Annotated in this window: 21 protein-coding genes and 1 tRNA gene; 16 read left to right on the forward strand and 6 right to left on the reverse strand. The window is 64.8% G+C overall.

Annotated features, from left to right (window positions below; genetic code table 11):
- Positions 1–58 precede the first annotated feature (58 nt).
- The 8 genes from AC5Y49_RS17255 to AC5Y49_RS17290 are packed head-to-tail and all read left to right on the forward strand — an operon-like array spanning position 59 to position 8,792.
- Positions 59–1,261 (forward strand): MCE family protein, encoded by a 1,203-nt coding sequence (locus tag AC5Y49_RS17255; protein ID WP_499889148.1) that lies wholly within the window; start codon positions 59–61, stop codon positions 1,259–1,261.
- Positions 1,261–2,310 (forward strand): MCE family protein, encoded by a 1,050-nt coding sequence (locus AC5Y49_RS17260; protein WP_499889150.1) that lies wholly within the window; start codon positions 1,261–1,263, stop codon positions 2,308–2,310. Before AC5Y49_RS17255 ends, AC5Y49_RS17260 begins: the two co-directional genes overlap by 1 nt.
- Entirely contained in the window at positions 2,300–3,361 is a 1,062-nt protein-coding gene (locus AC5Y49_RS17265; RefSeq protein ID WP_499889152.1) for an MCE family protein, read from the forward strand. Before AC5Y49_RS17260 ends, AC5Y49_RS17265 begins: the two co-directional genes overlap by 11 nt.
- Complete coding sequence (locus AC5Y49_RS17270; RefSeq protein ID WP_499889154.1) at positions 3,358–4,740, forward strand: virulence factor Mce family protein; 1,383 nt, start codon at positions 3,358–3,360, stop codon at positions 4,738–4,740. The genes AC5Y49_RS17265 and AC5Y49_RS17270 overlap by 4 nt, the downstream gene beginning before the upstream one ends.
- A complete protein-coding gene (locus AC5Y49_RS17275) occupies positions 4,737–5,891 on the forward strand; it encodes an MCE family protein (RefSeq protein ID WP_499889157.1) in 1,155 nt (384 codons plus the stop codon). The genes AC5Y49_RS17270 and AC5Y49_RS17275 overlap by 4 nt, the downstream gene beginning before the upstream one ends.
- Positions 5,891–7,600, forward strand: coding sequence for a virulence factor Mce family protein (locus AC5Y49_RS17280; protein WP_499889159.1), 1,710 nt, complete (start codon positions 5,891–5,893; stop codon positions 7,598–7,600). The genes AC5Y49_RS17275 and AC5Y49_RS17280 overlap by 1 nt, the downstream gene beginning before the upstream one ends.
- Positions 7,597–8,310: an Rv1363c family protein gene (locus tag AC5Y49_RS17285; protein WP_499889161.1), complete on the forward strand. Its 714-nt coding sequence runs from the start codon at positions 7,597–7,599 to the stop codon at positions 8,308–8,310. The genes AC5Y49_RS17280 and AC5Y49_RS17285 overlap by 4 nt, the downstream gene beginning before the upstream one ends.
- The gene (locus tag AC5Y49_RS17290) at positions 8,310–8,792 is read left to right on the forward strand and encodes a mammalian cell entry protein (protein WP_499889163.1); all 483 of its coding nucleotides are present in this window, start codon (positions 8,310–8,312) and stop codon (positions 8,790–8,792) included. Before AC5Y49_RS17285 ends, AC5Y49_RS17290 begins: the two co-directional genes overlap by 1 nt.
- Positions 8,793–8,811: 19 nt before the next feature.
- Here AC5Y49_RS17290 and AC5Y49_RS17295 read toward each other — a convergent pair whose 3' ends face one another.
- From AC5Y49_RS17295 to AC5Y49_RS17305, 3 genes are read right to left on the reverse strand one after another with little or no spacing between them, the layout of a single operon-like run.
- Positions 8,812–9,375: a hypothetical protein gene (locus tag AC5Y49_RS17295; protein WP_499889165.1), complete on the reverse strand. Its 564-nt coding sequence runs from the start codon at positions 9,373–9,375 to the stop codon at positions 8,812–8,814.
- Positions 9,376–9,415: 40 nt separating this feature from the next.
- Complete coding sequence (locus AC5Y49_RS17300; RefSeq protein ID WP_499889167.1) at positions 9,416–10,882, reverse strand: alpha,alpha-trehalose-phosphate synthase (UDP-forming); 1,467 nt, start codon at positions 10,880–10,882, stop codon at positions 9,416–9,418.
- Entirely contained in the window at positions 10,883–11,047 is a 165-nt protein-coding gene (locus AC5Y49_RS17305; protein ID WP_156657405.1) for a hypothetical protein, read from the reverse strand.
- 155 nt (positions 11,048–11,202) lie between these two features.
- Here AC5Y49_RS17305 and AC5Y49_RS17310 point away from each other — a divergent pair, with 155 nt between their 5' ends.
- Both AC5Y49_RS17310 and AC5Y49_RS17315 read left to right on the forward strand, forming a co-directional pair.
- Positions 11,203–12,138 carry an enoyl-CoA hydratase gene (locus AC5Y49_RS17310; RefSeq protein WP_499889169.1) on the forward strand — a complete coding sequence of 312 codons (936 nt, stop codon included), beginning with the start codon at positions 11,203–11,205 and terminating at the stop codon, positions 12,136–12,138.
- Between the two features lie 96 nt (positions 12,139–12,234).
- A complete protein-coding gene (locus AC5Y49_RS17315) occupies positions 12,235–13,065 on the forward strand; it encodes an SDR family oxidoreductase (protein WP_499889171.1) in 831 nt (276 codons plus the stop codon).
- Here the strand turns inward: AC5Y49_RS17315 and AC5Y49_RS17320 are convergent.
- Complete coding sequence (locus tag AC5Y49_RS17320; RefSeq protein ID WP_499889176.1) at positions 13,048–13,935, reverse strand: NAD(P)-dependent oxidoreductase; 888 nt, start codon at positions 13,933–13,935, stop codon at positions 13,048–13,050. The genes AC5Y49_RS17315 and AC5Y49_RS17320 overlap by 18 nt on opposite strands.
- Before the next feature lie 77 nt (positions 13,936–14,012).
- On the opposite strand from AC5Y49_RS17320, the gene AC5Y49_RS17325 reads away from it, so the two are divergent.
- Together AC5Y49_RS17325 and AC5Y49_RS17330 are read left to right on the forward strand one after the other, a co-directional pair.
- A complete protein-coding gene (locus AC5Y49_RS17325) occupies positions 14,013–14,804 on the forward strand; it encodes an SDR family NAD(P)-dependent oxidoreductase (RefSeq protein WP_499889178.1) in 792 nt (263 codons plus the stop codon).
- The gene (locus AC5Y49_RS17330) at positions 14,801–15,667 is read left to right on the forward strand and encodes an alpha/beta fold hydrolase (protein ID WP_499889179.1); all 867 of its coding nucleotides are present in this window, start codon (positions 14,801–14,803) and stop codon (positions 15,665–15,667) included. The genes AC5Y49_RS17325 and AC5Y49_RS17330 overlap by 4 nt, the downstream gene beginning before the upstream one ends.
- A 111-nt stretch (positions 15,668–15,778) precedes the next feature.
- Here the strand turns inward: AC5Y49_RS17330 and AC5Y49_RS17335 are convergent, their stop codons facing one another.
- Positions 15,779–17,302: an LCP family protein gene (locus AC5Y49_RS17335; protein WP_499889181.1), complete on the reverse strand. Its 1,524-nt coding sequence runs from the start codon at positions 17,300–17,302 to the stop codon at positions 15,779–15,781.
- Positions 17,303–17,524: 222 nt separating this feature from the next.
- On the opposite strand from AC5Y49_RS17335, the gene AC5Y49_RS17340 reads away from it, so the two are divergent.
- From AC5Y49_RS17340 to AC5Y49_RS17350, 3 genes are all read left to right on the forward strand, one after another.
- Positions 17,525–17,977: a universal stress protein gene (locus AC5Y49_RS17340; protein WP_499889183.1), complete on the forward strand. Its 453-nt coding sequence runs from the start codon at positions 17,525–17,527 to the stop codon at positions 17,975–17,977.
- Between the two features lie 66 nt (positions 17,978–18,043).
- On the forward strand, positions 18,044–18,322 hold the full coding sequence (locus AC5Y49_RS17345; protein WP_499889185.1) for a hypothetical protein: 279 nt from the start codon (positions 18,044–18,046) through the stop codon (positions 18,320–18,322).
- A 90-nt stretch (positions 18,323–18,412) separates the two neighbouring features.
- Positions 18,413–18,488 (forward strand) — tRNA-Thr (locus AC5Y49_RS17350).
- Between the two features lie 89 nt (positions 18,489–18,577).
- Here the strand turns inward: AC5Y49_RS17350 and AC5Y49_RS17355 are convergent.
- Complete coding sequence (locus AC5Y49_RS17355; protein ID WP_499889187.1) at positions 18,578–19,300, reverse strand: hypothetical protein; 723 nt, start codon at positions 19,298–19,300, stop codon at positions 18,578–18,580.
- 127 nt (positions 19,301–19,427) lie between these two features.
- On the opposite strand from AC5Y49_RS17355, the gene AC5Y49_RS17360 reads away from it, so the two are divergent.
- The gene (locus tag AC5Y49_RS17360) at positions 19,428–20,147 is read left to right on the forward strand and encodes a response regulator transcription factor (RefSeq protein ID WP_499889189.1); all 720 of its coding nucleotides are present in this window, start codon (positions 19,428–19,430) and stop codon (positions 20,145–20,147) included.
- Positions 20,148–20,158: the final 11 nt, after the last annotated feature.

Consider the following 20,158-nt stretch of genomic DNA (forward strand, 5'->3'; position numbering starts at 1 on the left):
AGGCAGCGATGCAAAGCGAAGCGAACAAGCGAAGCCGGGGAATCCGGTAGAGGGAGCGATGGCAAGCACGGGCGCACGGCGCACACATGTCAGGCTGGCAGCAACGCTGCTGGCCTCTCTATTAGTGGGCTTTGCGCTGTTGACGTACCTGTCCTACAACGCCGCCTTTTCCTCGACCGACACCGTCACGCTGACCGCGCCGCGCGCCGGGCTGGTGATGGACCGAGACAACAAAGTGAAATACCGCGGCATCCAGATCGGCAAGGTCAAGAACGTCAGATACAGCGACGAGCAGGCCCAGCTCGAGTTGGCTATCGACAGCCGAGAGCTGCGTTTCGTTCCGTCCAATGCAACCGTCCACATCGCCAGCAACACCATCTTTGGGGCCAAGTCGGTGGAATTCATTCCGCCGCAGACACCGTCGGCGACTTCCCTTCGTCCGGGAGCGCACCTGAAGGCGGACGCGGTTTCGTTGGAAGTCAACACGTTGTTCCAGTCGCTGATCGATCTGCTGCACAAGATCGACCCGGTGGACCTCAATGCCACCCTGAGCGCCGTCGCCGAGGGGCTGCGCGGTCACGGCGATGACCTGGGCGCGCTGCTGGCGGGGACGAATACCCTCACCCAACAGGCAAACCCGCAATTGCCGACCCTGCGGCAGGACTTCGCCAAGGTGGCCGAGGTGGCCAACATCTACGCGGCCGCTGCACCCGACCTCGTCACCGTCTTTCAGAACACGCCGACGATCGCCAAGACCGTCGTGGACCAGCAGGGCAACTTGAATGACACGCTGTTGGCGACGATTGGCCTGTCCAACAACATCTATGACACGCTGGCGCCCGCTGAGCAAGACCTCATCGACGGCATCAAGCGGCTGCGAGCTCCGCTGAAGGTCGCCGGCGACTACTCGCCGGAGTTCGGCTGCATGTTCAAGGGAATCCAGCGGGGTCTCGACGAGTTCGCGCCGCTGCTCGGCGTGAACAAGGCCGGTCTGTTCACCTCGTCGAGCTTTATTCTGGGCGCGCCGTCGTACACGTATCCGGAGAGCCTGCCGATCGTCAACGCCTCCGGCGGCCCTAATTGCCGTGGGCTACCCGACATTCCGACCAAGCAGACCGGCGGCTCCTGGTTCCGGTCACCGTTCCTGGTCACCGACAACGCCTACATCCCGTACGAGCCGTTCACCGAAATGCAGGTGGATGCGCCCTCGACGCTGCAATTCCTGTTCCACGGCGCGTTCGCAGAACGGGACGATTTCTGATGGCCGCCGGGCACGAGTCGCACCGCTCGATGATGGTGAAGGTCGGCATCTTCACCGTGACCATGCTGCTGGTCGCCCTCGGGCTGGTGGTGATCTTCGGTGAGTTCCGGTTCGGCCCGTCGAACTCCTATCACGCCAACTTCTCCGACGCGACGAAGTTGAAGTCCGGGCAGAAAGTCCGCATCGCCGGTGTGCCGGTCGGCGCGGTGAAGGGCGTCAAGCTCAACCACGACAACAGCGTTGACGTGGCGTTCACCGTCGACAAGCGCTACACGCTGTATTCCTCGACCCGAGCGGTGATCCGCTACGACAACCTGGTCGGCGACCGGTTCCTGGAGATCACCTCCGGTCCCGGCGAGCTGCGCAAGTTGCCGGCGGGCGCGACCATCGACCGGAACCACACCCAGCCGGCGCTCGATCTCGATGCGCTGCTCGGCGGCCTGCGCCCAGTGGTCAAAGGCTTGGACGCCGACAAGGTCAACACGATCAGCGGCTACGTGATCCAACTGCTGCAGGGTCAGGGCGGAGCGCTGTCCAACCTGCTGGCCGACACCAACGCCTTCAGCTCGGCGCTGGGCGCACGTGACCAGGTCATCGGTGACGTGATCACCAACCTCAACGCCGTGCTGACTACCGTCGACGACAAGGGTGCACAATTCTCGGCCAGCGTCGATCAGCTGCAGCAATTGATCACCGGGCTGGCGCAGAACCGCGACGCGGTGGCCGGTGCAATCCCCCCGCTGGCATCCACGACCGCAGATCTGACCGAGTTGCTCAAGGGCGCACGCAGGCCGCTGCAGGGCGTCATCGAAAACACTCGGCCCATCGCCACCGAACTTCACGATCGCCAAGACGAAGTGAACAACGACATCGAACAGCTGGCCGAGGACTATCTGCGGCTGTCCGCGCTCGGTGCGTACGGGGCGTACTTCAACATCTACTTCTGCACGGTGTCGATCAAGATCAACGGGCCGGCCGGTAGCGACATCCTGATCCCGATGGGCGGCCAGCCGGACCCCAGCAAGGGGAGGTGCGCTTTTGCCAAATAGAGCAGAAGGCCGCGATCCGCTGCGGACCGGCATTTTCGGACTGACCCTGGTGATCTGCATCGTGTTGGTCGCATTCGGCTACACCGGGCTGCCGTTCTGGCCGCAGGGCCGGGGTTACGACGCCTACTTCACCGACGCCGGCGGCATCACGCCCGGCAACGACGTCTACGTGTCGGGTATCAAAGTGGGCCAGGTGAAGTCGGTCGCGCTGGCCGGGGACGCCGCCAAGGTGTCCTTCACCGTGGACCGCCACATCGCCGTCGGCCGTCAGTCGCTGGCATCGATTCGGACCGACACCATCCTCGGTCAGCGAGCGATCTCGGTGACGCCTGCGGGCAGCGGTAGCGCCACGGCGATCCCGCTGAGCCGGACGACGACGCCGTATGCCCTCAACTCCGCGCTGCAGGATCTGGGCCGCAACTCCGGCGATTTGGACAAGGACCAGTTCGAAAAGTCGCTGCAGGTTCTCACCGATTCGCTACGGGATGCCACCCCGCAGTTGCGCGGTGCCCTGGACGGCGTGACGTCATTGTCTCGCACGCTCAACCGTCGTGACGAAGCGTTGGGAAGCCTGCTGGCACACGCGAAGTCGGTGACCGCCATCCTGGCTGACCGCGCCGGCCAGGTGAACCAGCTGATCCTGGACGGTAACCAATTGTTCGCCGCGCTAGATGCGCGCCGTGCTGCTCTGGGCCAATTGATCGGCGGGATCGACGATGTCTCCCACCAGCTTTCCGGTTTCGTGGCCGACAACCGCAAAGAGTTCGGCCCGTCGCTCTCCAAACTCAACCTGGTGCTCGATCAGCTCAACGAGCGCCACGAGTACATCAGTGAGGCGCTCAAGCGACTGCCCTCATACGCGACCACGCTGGGTGAGGTGGTTGGCTCGGGACCCGGATTCAACGTGAACGTCTACGGCGTGATACCGGCACCGATCGTCGGGATCATGTTCGACGCCGTCTTCCAGCCCGGCAAGATCCCGGACAGCTTGGCAGATTACCTGCGTGGGCTGATTCAGGAGCGGTGGATCATAAGGCCGCAGTCGCCATGACCGTCCTTTCTGTCCTCCAACAACGCAGTCGCGCCCTGCGACTGACGCTGGTCGTCACGCTGGCGGTTCTCATCGCGGCCGGCGCTTACCTGGTCTGGCCGGCCCGCACCGGTCACAAGATCGTCGGCTACTTCACCTCCGCTGTCGGGCTCTATCCCGGAGACCAAATCCGCATTGTCGGGGTGCCGGTGGGCAAGATCGACTCGATCGAACCGCGCGCGGCGGACGTGAAGATCACCATGTCGGTAGACCGCGGCGTCAAAGTCCCCCAGGATGCCCGAGCGATCATCATGGCTCCGAACCTGGTGGCAGCGCGCTTCATTCAGCTCGCTCCCGCCTACACCGGCGGGCCGGCGATGCCCGACGGGGCAAGCATCGACTTGTCTCGCACCGCCGCGCCGGTGGAATGGGACGAGGTCAAAGAAGCGCTGACGGATCTGGCCAACCGGCTCAGTCCGGCAGCGGGACAGATGCAGGGACCGCTGGGCAAGGTGATCAACCAGGCCGCGGACACCTTCGACGGCACCGGCGACTCGTTTCACAGCGCGCTAACCGAACTGTCGCAAGCGGCCGGCCGGTTGGGCGATTCGCGCACCGACATCTTCGGCGCGGTAAAGAGCCTGCAGGTGTTGGTCGAAGCGCTGTCGTCGAGCAACGAACAGATCGTCGCGTTCTCCGGGCATGTGGCCTCGGTGTCGCAGGTGCTCGCCCACAGCTCGGACCATCTCGATCAGACCATCGGCACGCTCAACCAGGCGCTCAACGATGTCAAAGGCTTTTTGCACGAGAACAACTCGACGTTGATCGGAACGGTCAACAAGGTGGGCGACTTGAGCAAGACCTTCAGCGACCAGAGCGAGAACATCGAACAGGTGATGCACGTTGCCGGTCCGGGGATCAGCAACTTCTACAACATCTATGACCCTGCGCAGGGCACGCTGAATGGTCTGTTGTCGATTCCGGAATTCTCCAACCCGGTTCAGTTCATCTGCGGTGGCTCGTTCGACACCGCTGCCGGTCTGGTGGCGCCGGACTACTACAAGCGCTCCGAGATCTGCCGGGAGCGGTTGGGTCCGCCGCTACGCCGATTGACCGCGAACTACCCGCCGATGATGTTTCACCCGATCAATTCGATCACCGCGTACAAGGGTCAGATCATCTATGACACGCCGGCCACCGAAGCCAAGGCGCAGACGCCGATTCCGGAGCTGACCTGGATACCGGCGCCCGGTGTTATTCCGCCCAACCCGGACGACTTGCAGGCGCTATTGGTTCCACCCGCCCCCAGCGCGCCCAGCGGTTCGGCTCCCGGACCCGCACCGGCGCCCGCCGCCGCCCCGATCGGACCGCTGCCCGCTGAGCAGGGAGCCGGCGGATGAGCCGAAAAGTGTTGCGTGGCATAGTAATCGGGGCGGGCAGCGTGCTGCTCGCCGGCTGTCAGTTCGGCGGCTTGAACTCCATCGCACTGCCTGGCACCGCCGGTCACGGCATTGGCGCTTACTCGATCACCGTGGATTTGGCCGACGTGGCAACGCTGCCGCAGAACTCGCCGGTCATGGTCGACGACGTCACCGTCGGCAGTGTCTCGGGAATCGACGCGGTGCAGCGCCCGGACGGAAGTTTCTTTGCCGCAGTCAAGTTGGCGCTGGACCGCAACGTGGTGCTGCCGGCCAATTCGACCGCCAAGGTGGCGCAGACCTCGCTGCTGGGCTCCCAACACATCGAACTGGCTGCTCCGAAGAAGAATCCGGCGGGCAGGCTGGCCGACGGATCGACCATCCAGGAGTCGCACACCAGTCGCTATCCCACCACCGAGGAGGTGCTCTCGGCGCTGGGCGTGGTGGTCAACAAGGGTAATCTCGGTGCGTTGCAAGAGATCACCGACGAGACATATCGCGCGGTGGCAGGCCGGGAAGGCGCATTCGAGGGCCTGGTGCCGCGGCTCGCGGAGTTGACCGCGGGATTGAACACTCAAGTCAACGACATCATCGCCGCCATCGACGGCTTGGACCGGTTCTCGACGATCCTGGCGCACAACAAGGACAGTCTCGGACGGGCGCTGGACTCGCTGCCGGAGGCGTTGCTGGTTCTCAACAAGAACCGGGACCACATCGTCGAGGCGTTCGCCGCGCTGAAGAAGACGGCGACGGTAGCCTCGCACGTGCTCGCGCAGACCAAGGTCGACTTCACCGAGGACGTCAAATACATCTACTCGGCGACCAAAGCGATCGCTGACACCAAGAAAGAATTCGTCAGCTCGCTACAGATATTGCTGACGTTCCCATTCCCGAACTACGGCATCAAGCAGGCGGTGCGCGGTGACTACCTCAACGTGTTCACCACGTTCGACCTGACAGTGCGGCGGCTGGGTGAAACATTCTTCACCACATCGGTTTTGGATCCGAATATGCGTCACATGGACGAGATCCTCAACCCGCCGGACTGGCTGATCGGCTCGATGGCCAACCTGTCCGGCCAGGCGGCTGACCCGTTCAAGATTCCGCCCGGGGCGGTCGGAGGGCAGAGCTGATGATCGACCGGCTGACCAGAACGCAACTGATCATCTTTGGGGTGGTCACCGTGATCACGGTTGCCGTGATGGCGACGTTCTACCTACGGTTGCCCGCTGCGTTGGGCGTCGGTACCTACCGGGTGACCGCGGACTTCGTCGCCGGTGGCGGTTTGTACAAGAACGCCAACGTCACTTATCGCGGCGTCGAGGTCGGCCGGGTGGAGTCGGTGACGCTGAACTCGCATGGCGTCGATGCGGTCATGCGGCTCAACAGTGGAACTACGGTCCCGTCGAATGTGACTGCCACAGTGAAGAGCGTGTCGGCCATCGGTGAGCAGTATGTCGACCTGGTACCCGGCGACAACCCGGCGGCGACCAAGCTGCACAACGGATCTCGGATCGGCCAGCAGAACACCCGAATCGGCCAGGACGTCGCCACCCTGCTGCGCCAGTCCGAGACGCTGGTCAACAGTGTGGCCGACACCCGGCTGCGCGAGCTGCTGCATGAGACGTTCAAGGCGTTCAACGGAACTGGCCCGGATTTGGCAAGGCTGATCGAGTCGTCGCGGCTGCTGGTGGATGAGGCCAACGCCTTCTATCCGCAGACCTCGCAGTTGATTGATCAGGCGGGTCCGTTCTTGCAAGCCCAAATCCGCTCGGGTGACGACATCAAGTCGCTGGCCGACGGGCTGGCACGGTTCACGTCCGAGGTGCGGCAGGCCGACCCACAGCTTCGCGAGCTGTTGGCGGTGGTTCCGTCCGCGGCCGACGAAGCCAACACGGCGTTTTCGGGTATCCGCCCGTCGTTCCCGATGCTGGCGGCCAGCCTGGCCAACCTGGGGCGGGTTGGTGTCATCTACCACAAGTCGATCGAACAGCTGCTGGTGGTGTTGCCGGCGCTGTTCGCCGCAATCACCACTTCCGCCAACGGTGCGCCCCAGGACGAGGGCGCCAAGCTGGACTTCAAAATCAACATCGACCCGCCGCCCTGCAACACCGGCTTCATCCCGCCGCCAATGATCCGAACCCCCGCCGACGAGACGGTGCGGGAAATCCCGACCGATATGTACTGCAAGACCGCCCAGAACGACGCGTCCACCGTCCGCGGCGCGCGCAACTATCCCTGCCAGGAGTTCCCGGGCAAGCGGGCGCCGACGGTGGCACTGTGCCGCGACCCGCGTGGCTACGTGCCGATCGGCACCAACCCGTGGCGCGGACCGCCGATCCCCTACGGCACCCCGATGACCAATGGGCTGAACATCCTGCCGCCCAACCATTTTCCGTATATCCCGCCGGGCGCCGACCCGGATCCGGGCATACCGATAGTGGGGCCGCCCCCGCCTGGTGTGGCCCCCGGACCCGGCCCGGCTCCGCACCAGCCGTTCCCGACGCCGCCGCCACCCAACACCGGCGGCACCGATGGCCGGCAGGCGTGGATACCGCCGGCGCCGTACCCGCCGCAGCCGCCGCAAATCCCGTTCCCGAAGAACCAACCACCGCCGCCGCCGCCGATCGGAATCAATCCGCCGCAAGGCCCGCCGCCGGAAAAGCCGTGGGGCCCGCCGCCCGGACCGGTGCCGCAGGCCAGCGGTGCGGCCTACACGACCTATGACCAGGCCACCGGGACTTTCCAGGACCCGTCAGGCGGCACTGGTATCTTCGCGCCCGGCAGACCATCGACCGCGGAGAACTGGGTGGACCTCATGCGCGATCCGAGGCAGTTGTGACCGACGCCGAGCCCGGCGCCGAGCCGACGGCGGCCGAGTCCGACGCCGAGTCGACGAAGCGTCGCACGCGTCGGCGGGCTTCGCGCGCCGCCGGCCCGACCGGCGGTGAGACGGCTACCGCTACCACGGTCCACGTAGAGACACCGTCCGAACCGGCCAAGCGGCGGGCCGCGCCGCTCGGACCGCCGCCACGCCGGCCCGCACATCGCCGCCTGGTGGGCGCAATCGCGCTGACTGCCGGACTGGTTGGGATCGCAGCGCTGACTGCCGGAGTGGCCCTGTTGTTCTTCCAGCAGCGCGATGCCGACGCCCAGCGGGCGCGAGACCAGCGCTTCGTCGACACCGCCACCCAGACGGTGGTCAATATGTTCAGCTATACCCAGGAGACCATCGACGAGAGCGTGACTCGAGCGGTCGACGGCACCAGTGGGCCGTTGCGGGGCATGCTCAGCAGCAACGCCGAGAACATCAAGACCCTGTACCGCCACACCGACGCCACCTCAGAAGTGGTCGTCAACGGCGCCGCGTTGGAGGGCGTCGACGATGTCACCGACAACGCGTCGGTGCTGGTATCGGTGCGGGTCACCGTCACCGACCTCGACGGCGTCAACAAGCCGTCGTCGCCCTACCGGATGCGAGTCATCGTGCACCAGGACGACGCTGGACGGATGACTGGCTATGACCTGAAGTATCCGGAGGGTGGCAATTGATGCGGTGGTTGATCGCCGCCGCCGTCAGCCTGATGACTACCGCCTTCGTCGGGTTGGCCGCGGCCGGTGGCTGGTTCTACTGGGACCGGGTGCAGGCTCACGGCGAGCAGTCGGCGCGAGCCGTTCTGGCGCCGTTGGCCGCCAAGGAGATACCGCAGGTGTTCGGCTACGACTACCAGACGGTCGAGCGCAGTCTGACCGCCACTTATCAGCTGCTCACGCCCGGCTATCGGCAAGAGTTCGAAAAGAGCGCCACCCAGCAGATCATCCCGGAAGCCAAAAAGCGCGAAGTGGTCGTCCAGGCCAACGTGGTCGGTGTGGGAGTCATGGCAGCCAAACGTGATTCGGCATCGGTCATGGTCTATCTGAACCGCACGGTGACCGATAAATCCCGGCAACCTGTCTACGACGGCAGCCGATTGCGGGTGGACTACAAGCGCGTCGATGGCAAGTGGCTGATCAACTACATCACGCCGATTTAGCCCTCAGCGGCAGTTCGGCTCAGCGGCAACTGCCGATCGGGTCACACTCCAGCGGGTAGCGCTCGACCGGGTTGGGCAACGGTCCCTTGAGCGCCAGCGTGAACGGTGTTTTCGTCATCGCCGGCTCCATGCCGCACACCGCGCCGTGGAGGCTGGTGTGGGTGCCCGTCAGCGATACGTCGTCGAAGGCGTAGGTGTCCGTGGAGGCCGCGGTGGTGCCGTCCGGACACGACACGCCATTGGACTTCCCCACCTTGAATGTCCACAGATCGCTCGTCAACCGGGCCCGCCCGATGTAGTTCGCCCGCTTCTCGCCGATAGAGATGACCCGCGGCGTCGTGCTCGAGACATTAAGTGCGCAAAGGTCTGCGGCGATGACGGGGTCAGTGAAGTCGGGAATGGCACGCTGGCGGGATATCGGGTCACACAGCGCGGTGATCTTCCAAGTCCCCGCCGGCACACCCGCTTCGGTGAACGTGTAGATACCGTCGGGCGGCGGGCCCAGCGCCTGGGCGGGGCTCGCGGATCCCACAGCCACCAGTGCCATGCCGGCAGCGGCGCTCAGGCCGCGGAAGATGTTCACGCGTTGAGTATCGCAGCGTCGCTGCACCGGAAGCAACGATTCAGCTGTTCTGGGGCCGCGCATCGGCAAGCGCATCGAGAAACGACCGGGCCCAGCGGTCCACATCGTGGGCGAGCACCTGACGGCGCATGGCCCGCATCCGGCGCCGGCCATCCTCCTCGGACTGGTTGAGCGCAGCCTCGATTGCGTCCTTGATGCCTTCCGTGTCGTGCGGGTTGACCAGGTAGGCCTGCTTGAGTTCAGCTGCGGCGCCAGTGAATTCGCTGAGAACCAGTGCGCCGCCGAGATCGCTGCGGCAGGCGACGTACTCCTTGGCCACCAGGTTCATCCCGTCGCGCAGCGGTGTGACCAGCATGACGTCGGCGGCCGTGAAAAACGCGATGAGCTCGTCGCGCGGGACCGGACGGTGCAGATAATGCACCACCGGATGGCCGACTTCGCCGTACTCGCCGTTGATGTGGCCGACCTGGCGTTCGATGTCGTTGCGCAGGATCTGATAGCTCTCGACCCGTTCGCGGCTGGGGGTGGCCAGCTGCAGCAGCACGGTGTCGTCGCGTTTGGCGCGGCCCTCGGCGAGAAGTTCGGAGAACGCCTTCAGCCGAACGTCGATGCCCTTGGTGTAGTCCAGCCGGTCGACGCCGAGCAGCACCTTGCGGGGGTTGCCGATCTCGGCCCGGATCTCTCGTGCGCGCCGCCGGATGGCGCGGTCTCGGGCCTTGTGGTCCAGATCGCCCGCGTCGATGGAGATTGGGAAGGCGCCCACCCGTACGGTGCGGGAATCCATTTCCACCTGGCCGAACCGCGTCCGCACGCCCACTGATCCGCGAGAGGTGTTCGCACCGACCAGACGTCGGGACAGAATCAAGAAATTCTGCGCCCCACCGGCCAGATGGAAGCCGACCAGGTCGGCGCCAAGCAGCCCTTCGACGATCTCGGTGCGCCACGGCATCTGCATGAACAGTTCCACCGGCGGAAACGGGATATGCAGGAAAAACCCGATGGTCAGGTCCGGCCGTAGCTCACGCAGCATCTTGGGGACGAGCTGTAGCTGGTAGTCCTGCACCCACACCGTCGCACCCCGGGCCGCAGCGCGTGAGGCGGCTTCGGCGAACCGGCGGTTGACGTCGACGTAGCGGTCCCACCATTGCCGGTGGTAGATCGGCTTGACGATGACATCGTGATACAGCGGCCACAGCGTGGCGTTGGAAAACCCCTCGTAGTACTCGGCGACGTCGTCGGCGGACAGCCGTACCGGATGAAGCCGCAGGTCTTCCGCCTCGATCGGGTCCTCGTCGGCGTCGGTGATGCCCGGCCAACCGACCCAGGCGCCACGCCGCCGTCGCAGCAGCGGCTCCAGGGCCGTGACCAGCCCGCCCGGGCTGCGCTTCCAGGTGGTGCTCCCGTCGGGAAGCCGCTCCATGTCAATGGGCAGCCGATTGGCGACCACCACGAAGTCGGAATCCCCGGGGCCCGAGTCTTTGGAGCTCTTGCCGCCCCCGGGAGCCATTTAACTCTCGGTTTTCGCTGGCCCAATACCGAGCATCGACAGGAAAATGCGGCACTCGTCGGCGTCGTTCGCGTAGGCGGCGACTACCCGCCGGGCCTGGCGTGCGGTGCTGTCAGCTAGGGGTTCCACATCGCCGATTTCGGCAGTATCTGATTTGGCAGGCATGACATAACTGTATGCGAAGTGTGTTTTGCGTCGCAGCCGCGCTGGCAGCCGGGGCTGGCGGAGGCATTGTTCGACGTGGCACCCGGCGCCGCACGCGTTACGTTCTGGCCGTAATGTGCAAAGCGTCTGGAACGAGAACAAGCGAGGTGGGCACAATGACGAGCCCGGATCATGCCGGCGCCAGCGCGGTCAACGGCGAATCCGCCGATCTGGTGGCCTACGAAACTCTCGACGAGGGCCGAATCGCCCGGATCTGGCTTAATCGGCCCGACGCGCACAACGCGCAGAACCGGACTCTGCTGGTCCAGCTCGATGAAGCGTTCGCCCGCGCCGAGGCGGACGACGACGTTCGGGTGGTGATCCTGGCGGCGCGTGGCAAGAACTTCTCCGCCGGTCACGATTTGGGGTCGGAGGCGGCGTTGCTGGAGCGTAAGCCCGGCCCGAGTCAGCACCCGACGTTCCGCGGGTACGGCGCGACCCGGGAGCCGATCGCCGAGAAGACCTACTTGCAGGAGTGGCACTTCTTTTTCCAGAACACCTGCCGGTGGCGCGACCTGCGCAAGATCACCATCGCCTCGGTCCAGGGCAACGCGATCTCCGCGGGTCTGATGCTGATCTGGGCCTGTGATCTGATCGTCGCCGCCGACAACGCGAAGTTCAGCGATGTCGTCGGCGTCCGCATGGGTATGCCGGGCGTCGAATATTATGCTCACCCCTGGGAATTCGGTCCACGTAAAGCCAAAGAGCTACTGCTGACCGGTGATTCGTTGGACGCCGACGAGGCCTACCGGCTGGGCATGGTATCCAAAGTCTTTCCACGCGACGAGCTCGAGGACAAGACGTTGGAGTTTGCGCGACGGATCGCCGAACGGCCCACGATGGGGGCGCTGCTGATCAAGGATTCGGTCAACGCGGCCTCCGATGCGATGGGATTCACCGAGGCGCTGCGGCACGCCTTCCATATTCACGAGCTGGGCCATGCGCACTGGGCGGCGCACAACGAGAACCGGTACCCCATCGGGCTGCCGCCCGATGTCGACGACTGGCGTACCGCGAAGCCGTCGAAAGTGGCCCGCCGGGACGAGCCGTAGTCCCACTCGAACCCAGCACCACGCTGGCGTGACGCTCGGCGGCCACGGCCACGCTGGCGTGACGCTCGGCAGAACACTTCATTCTGAGGAGCCAATGTGCAGCTTTCGTTCGAGGACCGTACCTACCTGGTCACCGGCGGTGGTAGCGGAATCGGTAAGGGCGTAGCCGCCGGCTTGGCAGTCGCCGGGGCTGCGGTCATGATCGTGGGCCGCGACCCCGACAGGCTGGATACCGCCGCCCAGGAGATCGCGCCGCCCGGCGGCGCCGGTGAGATCCGATGTGAGCCCGCCGACATCACCGACGAGGACCAAACCGTCCGGGTCGTCGAAGCCGCCACCGCCTGGCATGGCCGCCTGCACGGGGTGGTGCATTGTGCCGGTGGGTCGCAGACCATCGGGCCGATCACCCAAGTCGACTCCGACGCGTGGCGGCGCACCGTCGACCTCAACGTCAACGGCACCATGTACGTGCTCAAACACGCCGCGCGCGAACTGGTCCGCGGCGGCGGCGGGTCATTCGTCGGGATCTCGTCGATCGCGGCCAGCAATACCCACCGCTGGTTCGGCGCCTACGGGGTGACCAAGTCGGCGCTCGACCACCTGATGATGTTGGCTGCCGACGAACTTGGCCCGTCGTGGGTGCGGGTCAACGGCATCCGTCCCGGACTGATTCGCACCGAGCTCGTCGCGGCGATCACCGAATCGCCGGAGCTGAGCGAGGACTACCGGATGTGCACTCCGCTGCCCAGAGTGGGCGAGGTCGAAGACATCGCCAACATGGCGATGTTTCTGCTCAGCGACGCCGCCGGCTGGATCACCGGCCAGATCATCAACGTCGACGGCGGACACATGTTGCGCCGCGGCCCCGACTTCACCGCGATGCTGGAACCGGCGTTCGGGGCTGACGGATTACGCGGAGTGGTCTGAGCCCGAGTCTCGGCTGGCGAGCGTGGCGATCGCCGACCAATCCAAGTGGCCGCCACCGCTGGCCAGCAGTGTGAGGAAGCGGTCGCGCAGCAGGCTTGCCACCGGCAGCGGTACCGCCAACTCCTCGGCGGCGGCAAGCACCAGTCGAATGTCTTTGAGCCCCAGCGTCGCGGCGAATCCGGCCGGCTCGAACTCTTGGCTCGCGATCAGCTTGCCGTAGGTCTGGTAGGCCGGCGCGCTGAACAGCGTCGACGTCAGAATGTCGACGTAATGCAATGGGTCGACCCCAGCCTTGCCGACCAGTGCAACAGCCTCGCCGATCGACTCGATCACCGATGCGATCAGAAAGTTGCCGGAGAGCTTGACCAGGTTGGCGGCATGCTGTTGCTCGGACACGACGAAGGTCCGCTGGCCGATCGCATCGAACAACGGGACTAGTGACTCGAGCACCTGCGGTGGGCCGGCGGCGACCACGAAAAGCTTTGCAGCAGCTGCGGCTTCGGGGCGGCCGAACACCGGCGCGGTGACGTAGTGCTGTCCGGCGTCGGCGTGTGCGGCGGTCAGGCGCTTGGACAATTCGACACTGATGGTGCTCGCCGAGACGTGAGTGGCGCCGGCCCGCAACGACGACAGCACACCGTGCTCACCGAACACCACATCCTCGACCGCCGGGTCATCAGCAAGCATCGTGACGACGACGTCCCCGCCGCACGCGTCGGCCACCGTGCGCGCGTGCGTCGCGCCTTGCTGAGCCAACGTCTCGGCCTTGGCGGGGGAGCGGTTGTAGACGGTGACGGCGTGCCCCGCCTCGATCAGGTTGGCAGCCATACCGCGGCCCATGTTCCCTAAACCGATGAATCCGATCTCCATGGTCTCCACCATGCCGTGTATTGCTATGCATTGTTGGTGAAAGATGTGCTGAAACAGCAGCCATGACGGGAGGTCTGATGAAACGACTGGACGGTAACCGGATCCTGGTGACCGGGGCAGCGTCAGGTATCGGGCAGGCCACCGCACTGCGCCTGCTCGACGAGGGCGCCGCCGTCGTCGCTGCGGATATCGCCGCCGACGGACTCGACAAGACCCGTGCGCAGGCCGGGGAGGCGGGCGTCGGCGAACGCCTCACCACACTGGAGATGAATGTCGGCGACGAGAGGTCGGTGGTTGACGGCGTGCGGTCGGCCGTCGACACGCTCGGCGGCCTGGATTCGGTGGTCAATGCCGCCGGCATGCTGCGTGCCGCGCACACCGATCAGATGACGAGCGCCCTGTGGAACCAGATCATCGGTGTCAACCTGACCGGGACGTTTCTGGTGGTACGCGAGGCGTTGCCGACGCTGCTGAGCAACCCGCGCAGCGCGGTCGTCAACTTCAGCTCGACCTCGGCGTCCTTCGCGCACCCCTACATGGCGGCCTACGCGGCCAGTAAGGGCGGTGTCCAGTCGTTTACGCATGCGCTGGCGCTTGAGTACGCCAAGCAAGGTTTGCGCGCCGTGTGCGTGGCGCCGGGCAGCATCAAATCCGGAATCACCGACGCCACTGGTGGTTTCATTCCGCCGGATGCGGACTGGACGCTGTTCGGCAGGTTGTCACCGATCATGCCCACCACAGAGGAATCCAGCGGGGCGCCGATGGCCGCCCCCTCCGCCGTCGCCGGCGTGATCGCCATGCTGGTGTCTGGTGACGGCGCGTTCATCACCGGTACTGAGATCCGCATCGACGGCGGAACCCACGCATGACAGACATCACGTACGAAGGCACGATTCGCGAAATCTCCACGGAGCCAGGTGTGCTGCGCTACCACGAGGCTGGCGACGGACCACCGGTGCTGCTGTTGCATGGGTCGGGACCCGGGGTTACCGGCTGGCGCAACTTCCGCGGCGTGCTGGGCGCATTCGCCGAGCACTTCCGCTGCCTCGTCTTGGAATTCCCCGGGTTCGGCGTCAGCGACGACTTCGGTGGGCATCCGATGGTCACCGCATTCGATGCTGTGGTGCGGTTCGTCGACACGCTCGGTCTGGACGTCGTGGACATCGTGGGCAACTCAATGGGCGGGGGTGTCGCGCTCAACTTCGCAATGGCCCAGCCCGAACGGGTACGCCGACTGGTAACCATCGGAGGTGTCGGGCGCAACATCTTCAGTCCCGGTCCAGCAGAAGGCATCCGACTGCTGCAGGAGTTCACCGAAGAGCCCACCCGCGAACGGCTGATCCGTTGGCTGCACTCGATGGTGTATGACCCGGCAGTGGTGACCGAGGACCTGATCGAGGAGCGGTGGCAGCACGCCACCGATCCCGCCACGCTGGCCGGTGCGCGCCGGATGTACAGCAGGGCAGCGTTCGAGCAGATGATGCAGGCCATGGAGTCGTCCAAGGGTCCGCAACCCTGGGCGATGATGCATCGGGTGAAGGCTCCGACGTTGATTACTTGGGGCCGCGATGATCGGGTCAGCCCGCTGGACATGGCGCTGATCCCGATGCGCACCATCCCAAACGCCGAATTGCACGTATTCCCTAACTGCGGGCACTGGACGATGATCGAAGCGAGGCAAGCTTTCGAGAACGTCGTATTGGCGTTCTTGCTACGTAAAGCGTCTAGTTGACGCCGCGCGACGACGCGCAAGTTGAGTGTGAAATCAGGGCTTTCAGTGTGAGCCCAGGGCGGGAAAATCTCGAAAATCCCGCCCTATGTTCACACTCATTAACGGGCGCGCCTAGTTGACGCAGGGAACGCCCCCGCCGTCGATGGGTGCGCCCTGATCTGGGGTCGGCTCGGCGCTGGTGGTGCGTGAACCGTGATGGGAGCCGGCCATCGGTGTGGCAGAAGATGTTTCGTTGCGCGATGGCCCGGAGTAGTCGTCGCCGACGAAGACTTGAACGCGATCAGCGGTCAGCGATGAATCACTGTGGTCGGCCACTTCGGCGCCCAGCAGCGCCGCGATCGTTTGTGCATCGCTCTTGGCGTCCGGTCCGTAGTCGACTGTCGTGGCGCTCGGTTCGCCGTATTCGCGGTCGCGCACAGTGCCCTTGGTGTAACCGTGCTGACTCAGTGTGCGTGACACGGTGCTGGCAAGTCCGGATGTGCTGCTGGCGTTGACGACGTCGACGACGGTTGCCGGGTTGGGTGCCGTGCTCGTTGTGGTCGTGAACGATCCCCCGGTACCGAACGCCGCTGCCACTTCGGCCTTGATCGCCGCGGGGTCGACGATGTTGACGTCCTGGCCGTTGATGTTGTCGTACCGGACAACCGGCAGCGTCCGGTACTCGATGTCGCCGCCGGCCAGCGCGCCCATCCGGCGGAACTGGCTTTCGTCCCAGCCCGCCGACAACACCACGTCCTTACGAGCCACGGCCATCAGGCTTTTCAGCTTGCTCAGGTCGGTGAAGGTGCCCGAACTTTGGAGTTGGTGCATCACCGAGGATAGGAACGCCTGCTGGCGGTGGGTGCGGTCCAGGTCGCCGTTCTCCAGGCCGTGGCGCTGCCGCACGAACGCCAGCGCTTGTTCGGCGTTGAGTGTCTGGCGCCCGGCCGGGAAGTCGGCGCCCGAATAGGAGTCGTAGACGGCGTGTTTCAGGCATACCTGGACGCCGCCGAGGGTTTGGGCCAGGTCATAGAACCCGGCCAGATTGACCTCGGCGAAGTAATCGATCGGTACGCCGGTCAGGTTGCGCACCGCCCGCAAAGTCGCTGTCCGGCCGGCCTCGCGCCCCTTAGTCTCGAGTTCCCGCTGATCGCTGACGCCTTTGTTCATCAGCTTCTGCTCGGCGTAGTCCTTAGTGAGTCCGTACGCCTCTTTGATCTTGATGTGGTTGTACCCCGGGACCCCGCTGAACGGCACATAGTCGTCGCGGGGGATGGAGAACGCGGTGACATTGTCGTCGGCGCCGACGTGCACCAGGATCAGCGTGTTGGTGTTGTACCCGCCGGCATCGGAGTCGCCGGCGTGCAGCCGGTTCAGGATCGCGTTGGGCAGTTCGTTGCCGTCTTGGTCTTTGCGCGAGTCCAGGCCGATGAGCAAGATGTTCATCTCGCCGCCGCTGGAATGCGGGTCGTCGGAGCTCAACGCCTCGGACACCGTGATTCCGCCCAGCACGCCATGGGCCATCCACCAGCCGGCGCCGGTCGCCAGCACGGCCAACACCGACACCGCGGCCACCACGCCGTGGGTCAATCGGCGGCGGATCTGCCAGGGTGCCGGTTTTGAGCGGCGGTGCCTACCGCCGGATTGGTTGGCCACCAGAATCTCGACTCTGTCCTGAGCGCCGCCCCTGCCCCCCGACGGCAATTTGCGGCGACGACGTTTAGTGCTTGACGTCCAGTATGCCGCAGCTTGCTGTGCAGACCCTCGTCCAAGTGTGTGACCAGCGGTTGACGATGCATTTCGCCGATCCTGACAGCCGTCTCGGGTCCGCAGCGTTAGTGTCTGCGAAAGGCACTACAAAGACGCTGGAGAGGGCTGATGACCGCCTATAAAACTGTGGTGGTCGGTACCGACGGCTCGGCTTCGTCGCTGGATGCGGTCGAGCGCGCAGGTGCGATTGCCGCCGAATCGAACGCGAAGCTGATCATCGTGACCGGCTATGTTCCTCACAAGGAGGATCCGCGCGCGGCCGACGCGCTCGGTGACGAAGCCTACAAAGTGCAGGGCAATGCGCCGGTCTACGCGATGTTGCGCGAGGGCCGCGACCGGGCCAAGGCGGCCGGCGCGCAGGACATCGAGGAGCGGCCGATTCAGGACGCTCCGGTCGATGCGTTGGTTGACCTCGCCGAAGAGGTTCGAGCCGATCTGCTCGTGGTCGGGAACGTGGGACTGAATGCACGCTCGGCGATCATCGGACGGGTATTTTCGATCCCCGGAAGTGTCGCCAGCAAGGCCCATGTCGACGTGTTGATCGTGCATACCAGCGGCTGACCCGGCGTTTAAAGTCCGACCCGCCCGTCTATAGATGTCTAGCTACTCCGACCCGAAAGGCCGACGATGAAGTCGATTGTTCCTGTCACGATTGTGGCCGCTGCGCTGCTGTTCAGTGGATGTTCGGCCTCAGAGGTGATCAATACCGGCGGCGACACCAAGTGCAAGGACTTCACCACGCAGGACGAGAAGAAGCAAAACGAAGAGATCAGCAAAATGCTCAAAGACAAGAGCGGTGCTGACCCGAGCAATATGGAGATCTCGGTTACGCGTTTGTCGGCGACGACCTACTGCCAAACAGTCGGCAAGCCAGATAGCAAGATTTCTGAGGCGCCGCACGGCTGATTGCGGTCAAATACCGACCGCTCGCTTAGCGCGCCGCCGCGACGCCGCGACCCCGTCGTAGAATCGCCATGGTTCATCGAGCCGGCCCTGGCCGCGTTAGCTCAGTTGGTAGAGCGTCGCTCTTGTAAAGCGGATGTCGAGAGTTCGAGTCTCTCACGCGGCTCCATTCCCTATCGGCCCTGAGGGATAGCGTCGTCTTAACGGCGAGCGTGGAGCTGGGTTCACACTCGCGGGGCCGACGTCCGCCCAACCCGCCTACTCGTCGATAACGCGCGGGGAACGCACGGGACGCGGCGTGGAGCGGCGCGAGGACCGCCGCGGTATCAGCGGGATGCGCTCGGCGATATTGCTCAGCGGGTTGACCACCATCGTCAAGGCGATGACGGCCTCCTGCAGGGTCTCAATGGCCGGCTCCAGCGCCTCCATCCCCGGCGTCAGCCGGCTCAGAGTGTCGGCGACGTCGGCGAGCTGTTCCAGCGGCCCGTGCCGGGCGGTCAACTTGTCGATCAGACCACCTTGGGCCAGCAACCGGTCAGCCAGCCCATCCTCGGCCAGGACGCGTTCGATCAGCCCGTCGTCGGCGACCAGTTGATCCACCAGCCCGCCGGGCTTCAGCGCCCGCTCGAGACCACCGCCCTCTTCTGTCAGCCGGTCCAGCAGCCCGCCGGGGGCGGTCAGCATGTCGACAATCCCGCCGGGACGCAGCAGCCGGTCCACCGGACCGTCGGATGCCAAGGCGCGTCCCAGCGGAGCGTCGTCGTCGAGAAGCCCGGCAATGCGGTTTGCTCGCACCAGCGCGTCATCGATGCCCAGCATGTGAACGACGGCGTTAGACCGGGTCTGCACGCCGGCCTCGCCGATCGTCTGCTTCGCCAGGCCAACCGCCGAGGCCGCAACGCCCAGGCCCGCGTCGGCCGCGGTCAGCCCGACCCGCAGGGGTGCGGTGGCGAGCGTCGCCAGGCTTTTTCCGAGATTCATCCCCCGAGTCTATGCGCGCCGACCTGCGCTGACCCCGGACCACGCAGATCAAACTGGCAACGCATTCACAGGAACTTCACAGTTGCCATGGAGCTTCCGTTCAAAGAAGTGCGAGGAGATTAGCGATATGGCATCGGCACCCACAGACGGAATCACCCCCGAGGCTCGAGTCCTCGTCGTCGACGACGAAACCAACATCCTCGAACTCCTCGCAGTGAGCCTCAAATTCCAGGGCTTCGAGGTCCACACCGCCGCCAGCGGGCCCGCAGCCCTTGACCTGGCCCGCGAAGTCAAACCGGACGCGGTGATCCTCGACGTGATGATGCCCGGCATGGATGGCTTCGGGGTGCTGCGTCGTCTGCGCGCCGACGGGATCGATGCGCCCGCGCTGTTTCTGACCGCCCGCGACTCGTTGCAGGACAAGATCGCCGGCCTCACCCTCGGCGGCGACGACTACGTGACTAAACCGTTCAGCCTGGAAGAAGTCGTCGCGCGGTTGCGCGTTATTCTGCGCCGCACCGGCAAAGGCATCACCGAGGATCGCAACGCCCGACTGACGTTCGCCGACATCGAACTCGATGAGGACACTCATGAGGTGTGGAAGGCAGGCGAGCCGGTGTCGCTGTCACCCACCGAGTTCACGCTGTTGCGCTACTTCGTGATCAACGCCGGCACGGTATTGAGCAAACCGAAAATCCTCGATCACGTTTGGCGCTATGACTTCGGCGGCGATGTCAATGTCGTCGAGTCTTATGTGTCGTATCTGCGACGCAAGATCGACACCGGGGATAAGCGTCTGCTGCACACATTGCGCGGAGTGGGATATGTGTTGCGCGAGCCGCGATAGCGCGTCGTAGG

This window comes from Mycobacterium sp. NGS62 (assembly GCF_059812285.1).

What these genes read in the sequence shown, in the direction of transcription:
- AC5Y49_RS17255 (WP_499889148.1), top strand. Translation starts at nt 59, where the DNA reads ATGGCAAGCACGGGCGCACGGCGCACACATGTCAGGCTGGCAGCAACG.
- AC5Y49_RS17260 (WP_499889150.1), top strand. Translation starts at nt 1,261, where the DNA reads ATGGCCGCCGGGCACGAGTCGCACCGCTCGATGATGGTGAAGGTCGGC.
- AC5Y49_RS17270 (WP_499889154.1), top strand. Translation starts at nt 3,358, where the DNA reads ATGACCGTCCTTTCTGTCCTCCAACAACGCAGTCGCGCCCTGCGACTG.
- AC5Y49_RS17275 (WP_499889157.1), top strand. Translation starts at nt 4,737, where the DNA reads ATGAGCCGAAAAGTGTTGCGTGGCATAGTAATCGGGGCGGGCAGCGTG.
- AC5Y49_RS17280 (WP_499889159.1), top strand. Translation starts at nt 5,891, where the DNA reads ATGATCGACCGGCTGACCAGAACGCAACTGATCATCTTTGGGGTGGTC.
- AC5Y49_RS17290 (WP_499889163.1), top strand. Translation starts at nt 8,310, where the DNA reads ATGCGGTGGTTGATCGCCGCCGCCGTCAGCCTGATGACTACCGCCTTC.
- AC5Y49_RS17300 (WP_499889167.1), bottom strand. Translation starts at nt 10,882, where the DNA reads ATGGCTCCCGGGGGCGGCAAGAGCTCCAAAGACTCGGGCCCCGGGGAT.
- AC5Y49_RS17305 (WP_156657405.1), bottom strand. Translation starts at nt 11,047, where the DNA reads ATGCCTGCCAAATCAGATACTGCCGAAATCGGCGATGTGGAACCCCTA.
- AC5Y49_RS17310 (WP_499889169.1), top strand. Translation starts at nt 11,203, where the DNA reads ATGACGAGCCCGGATCATGCCGGCGCCAGCGCGGTCAACGGCGAATCC.
- AC5Y49_RS17320 (WP_499889176.1), bottom strand. Translation starts at nt 13,935, where the DNA reads ATGGAGATCGGATTCATCGGTTTAGGGAACATGGGCCGCGGTATGGCT.
- AC5Y49_RS17325 (WP_499889178.1), top strand. Translation starts at nt 14,013, where the DNA reads ATGAAACGACTGGACGGTAACCGGATCCTGGTGACCGGGGCAGCGTCA.
- AC5Y49_RS17330 (WP_499889179.1), top strand. Translation starts at nt 14,801, where the DNA reads ATGACAGACATCACGTACGAAGGCACGATTCGCGAAATCTCCACGGAG.
- AC5Y49_RS17340 (WP_499889183.1), top strand. Translation starts at nt 17,525, where the DNA reads ATGACCGCCTATAAAACTGTGGTGGTCGGTACCGACGGCTCGGCTTCG.
- AC5Y49_RS17345 (WP_499889185.1), top strand. Translation starts at nt 18,044, where the DNA reads ATGAAGTCGATTGTTCCTGTCACGATTGTGGCCGCTGCGCTGCTGTTC.
- AC5Y49_RS17355 (WP_499889187.1), bottom strand. Translation starts at nt 19,300, where the DNA reads ATGAATCTCGGAAAAAGCCTGGCGACGCTCGCCACCGCACCCCTGCGG.
- AC5Y49_RS17360 (WP_499889189.1), top strand. Translation starts at nt 19,428, where the DNA reads ATGGCATCGGCACCCACAGACGGAATCACCCCCGAGGCTCGAGTCCTC.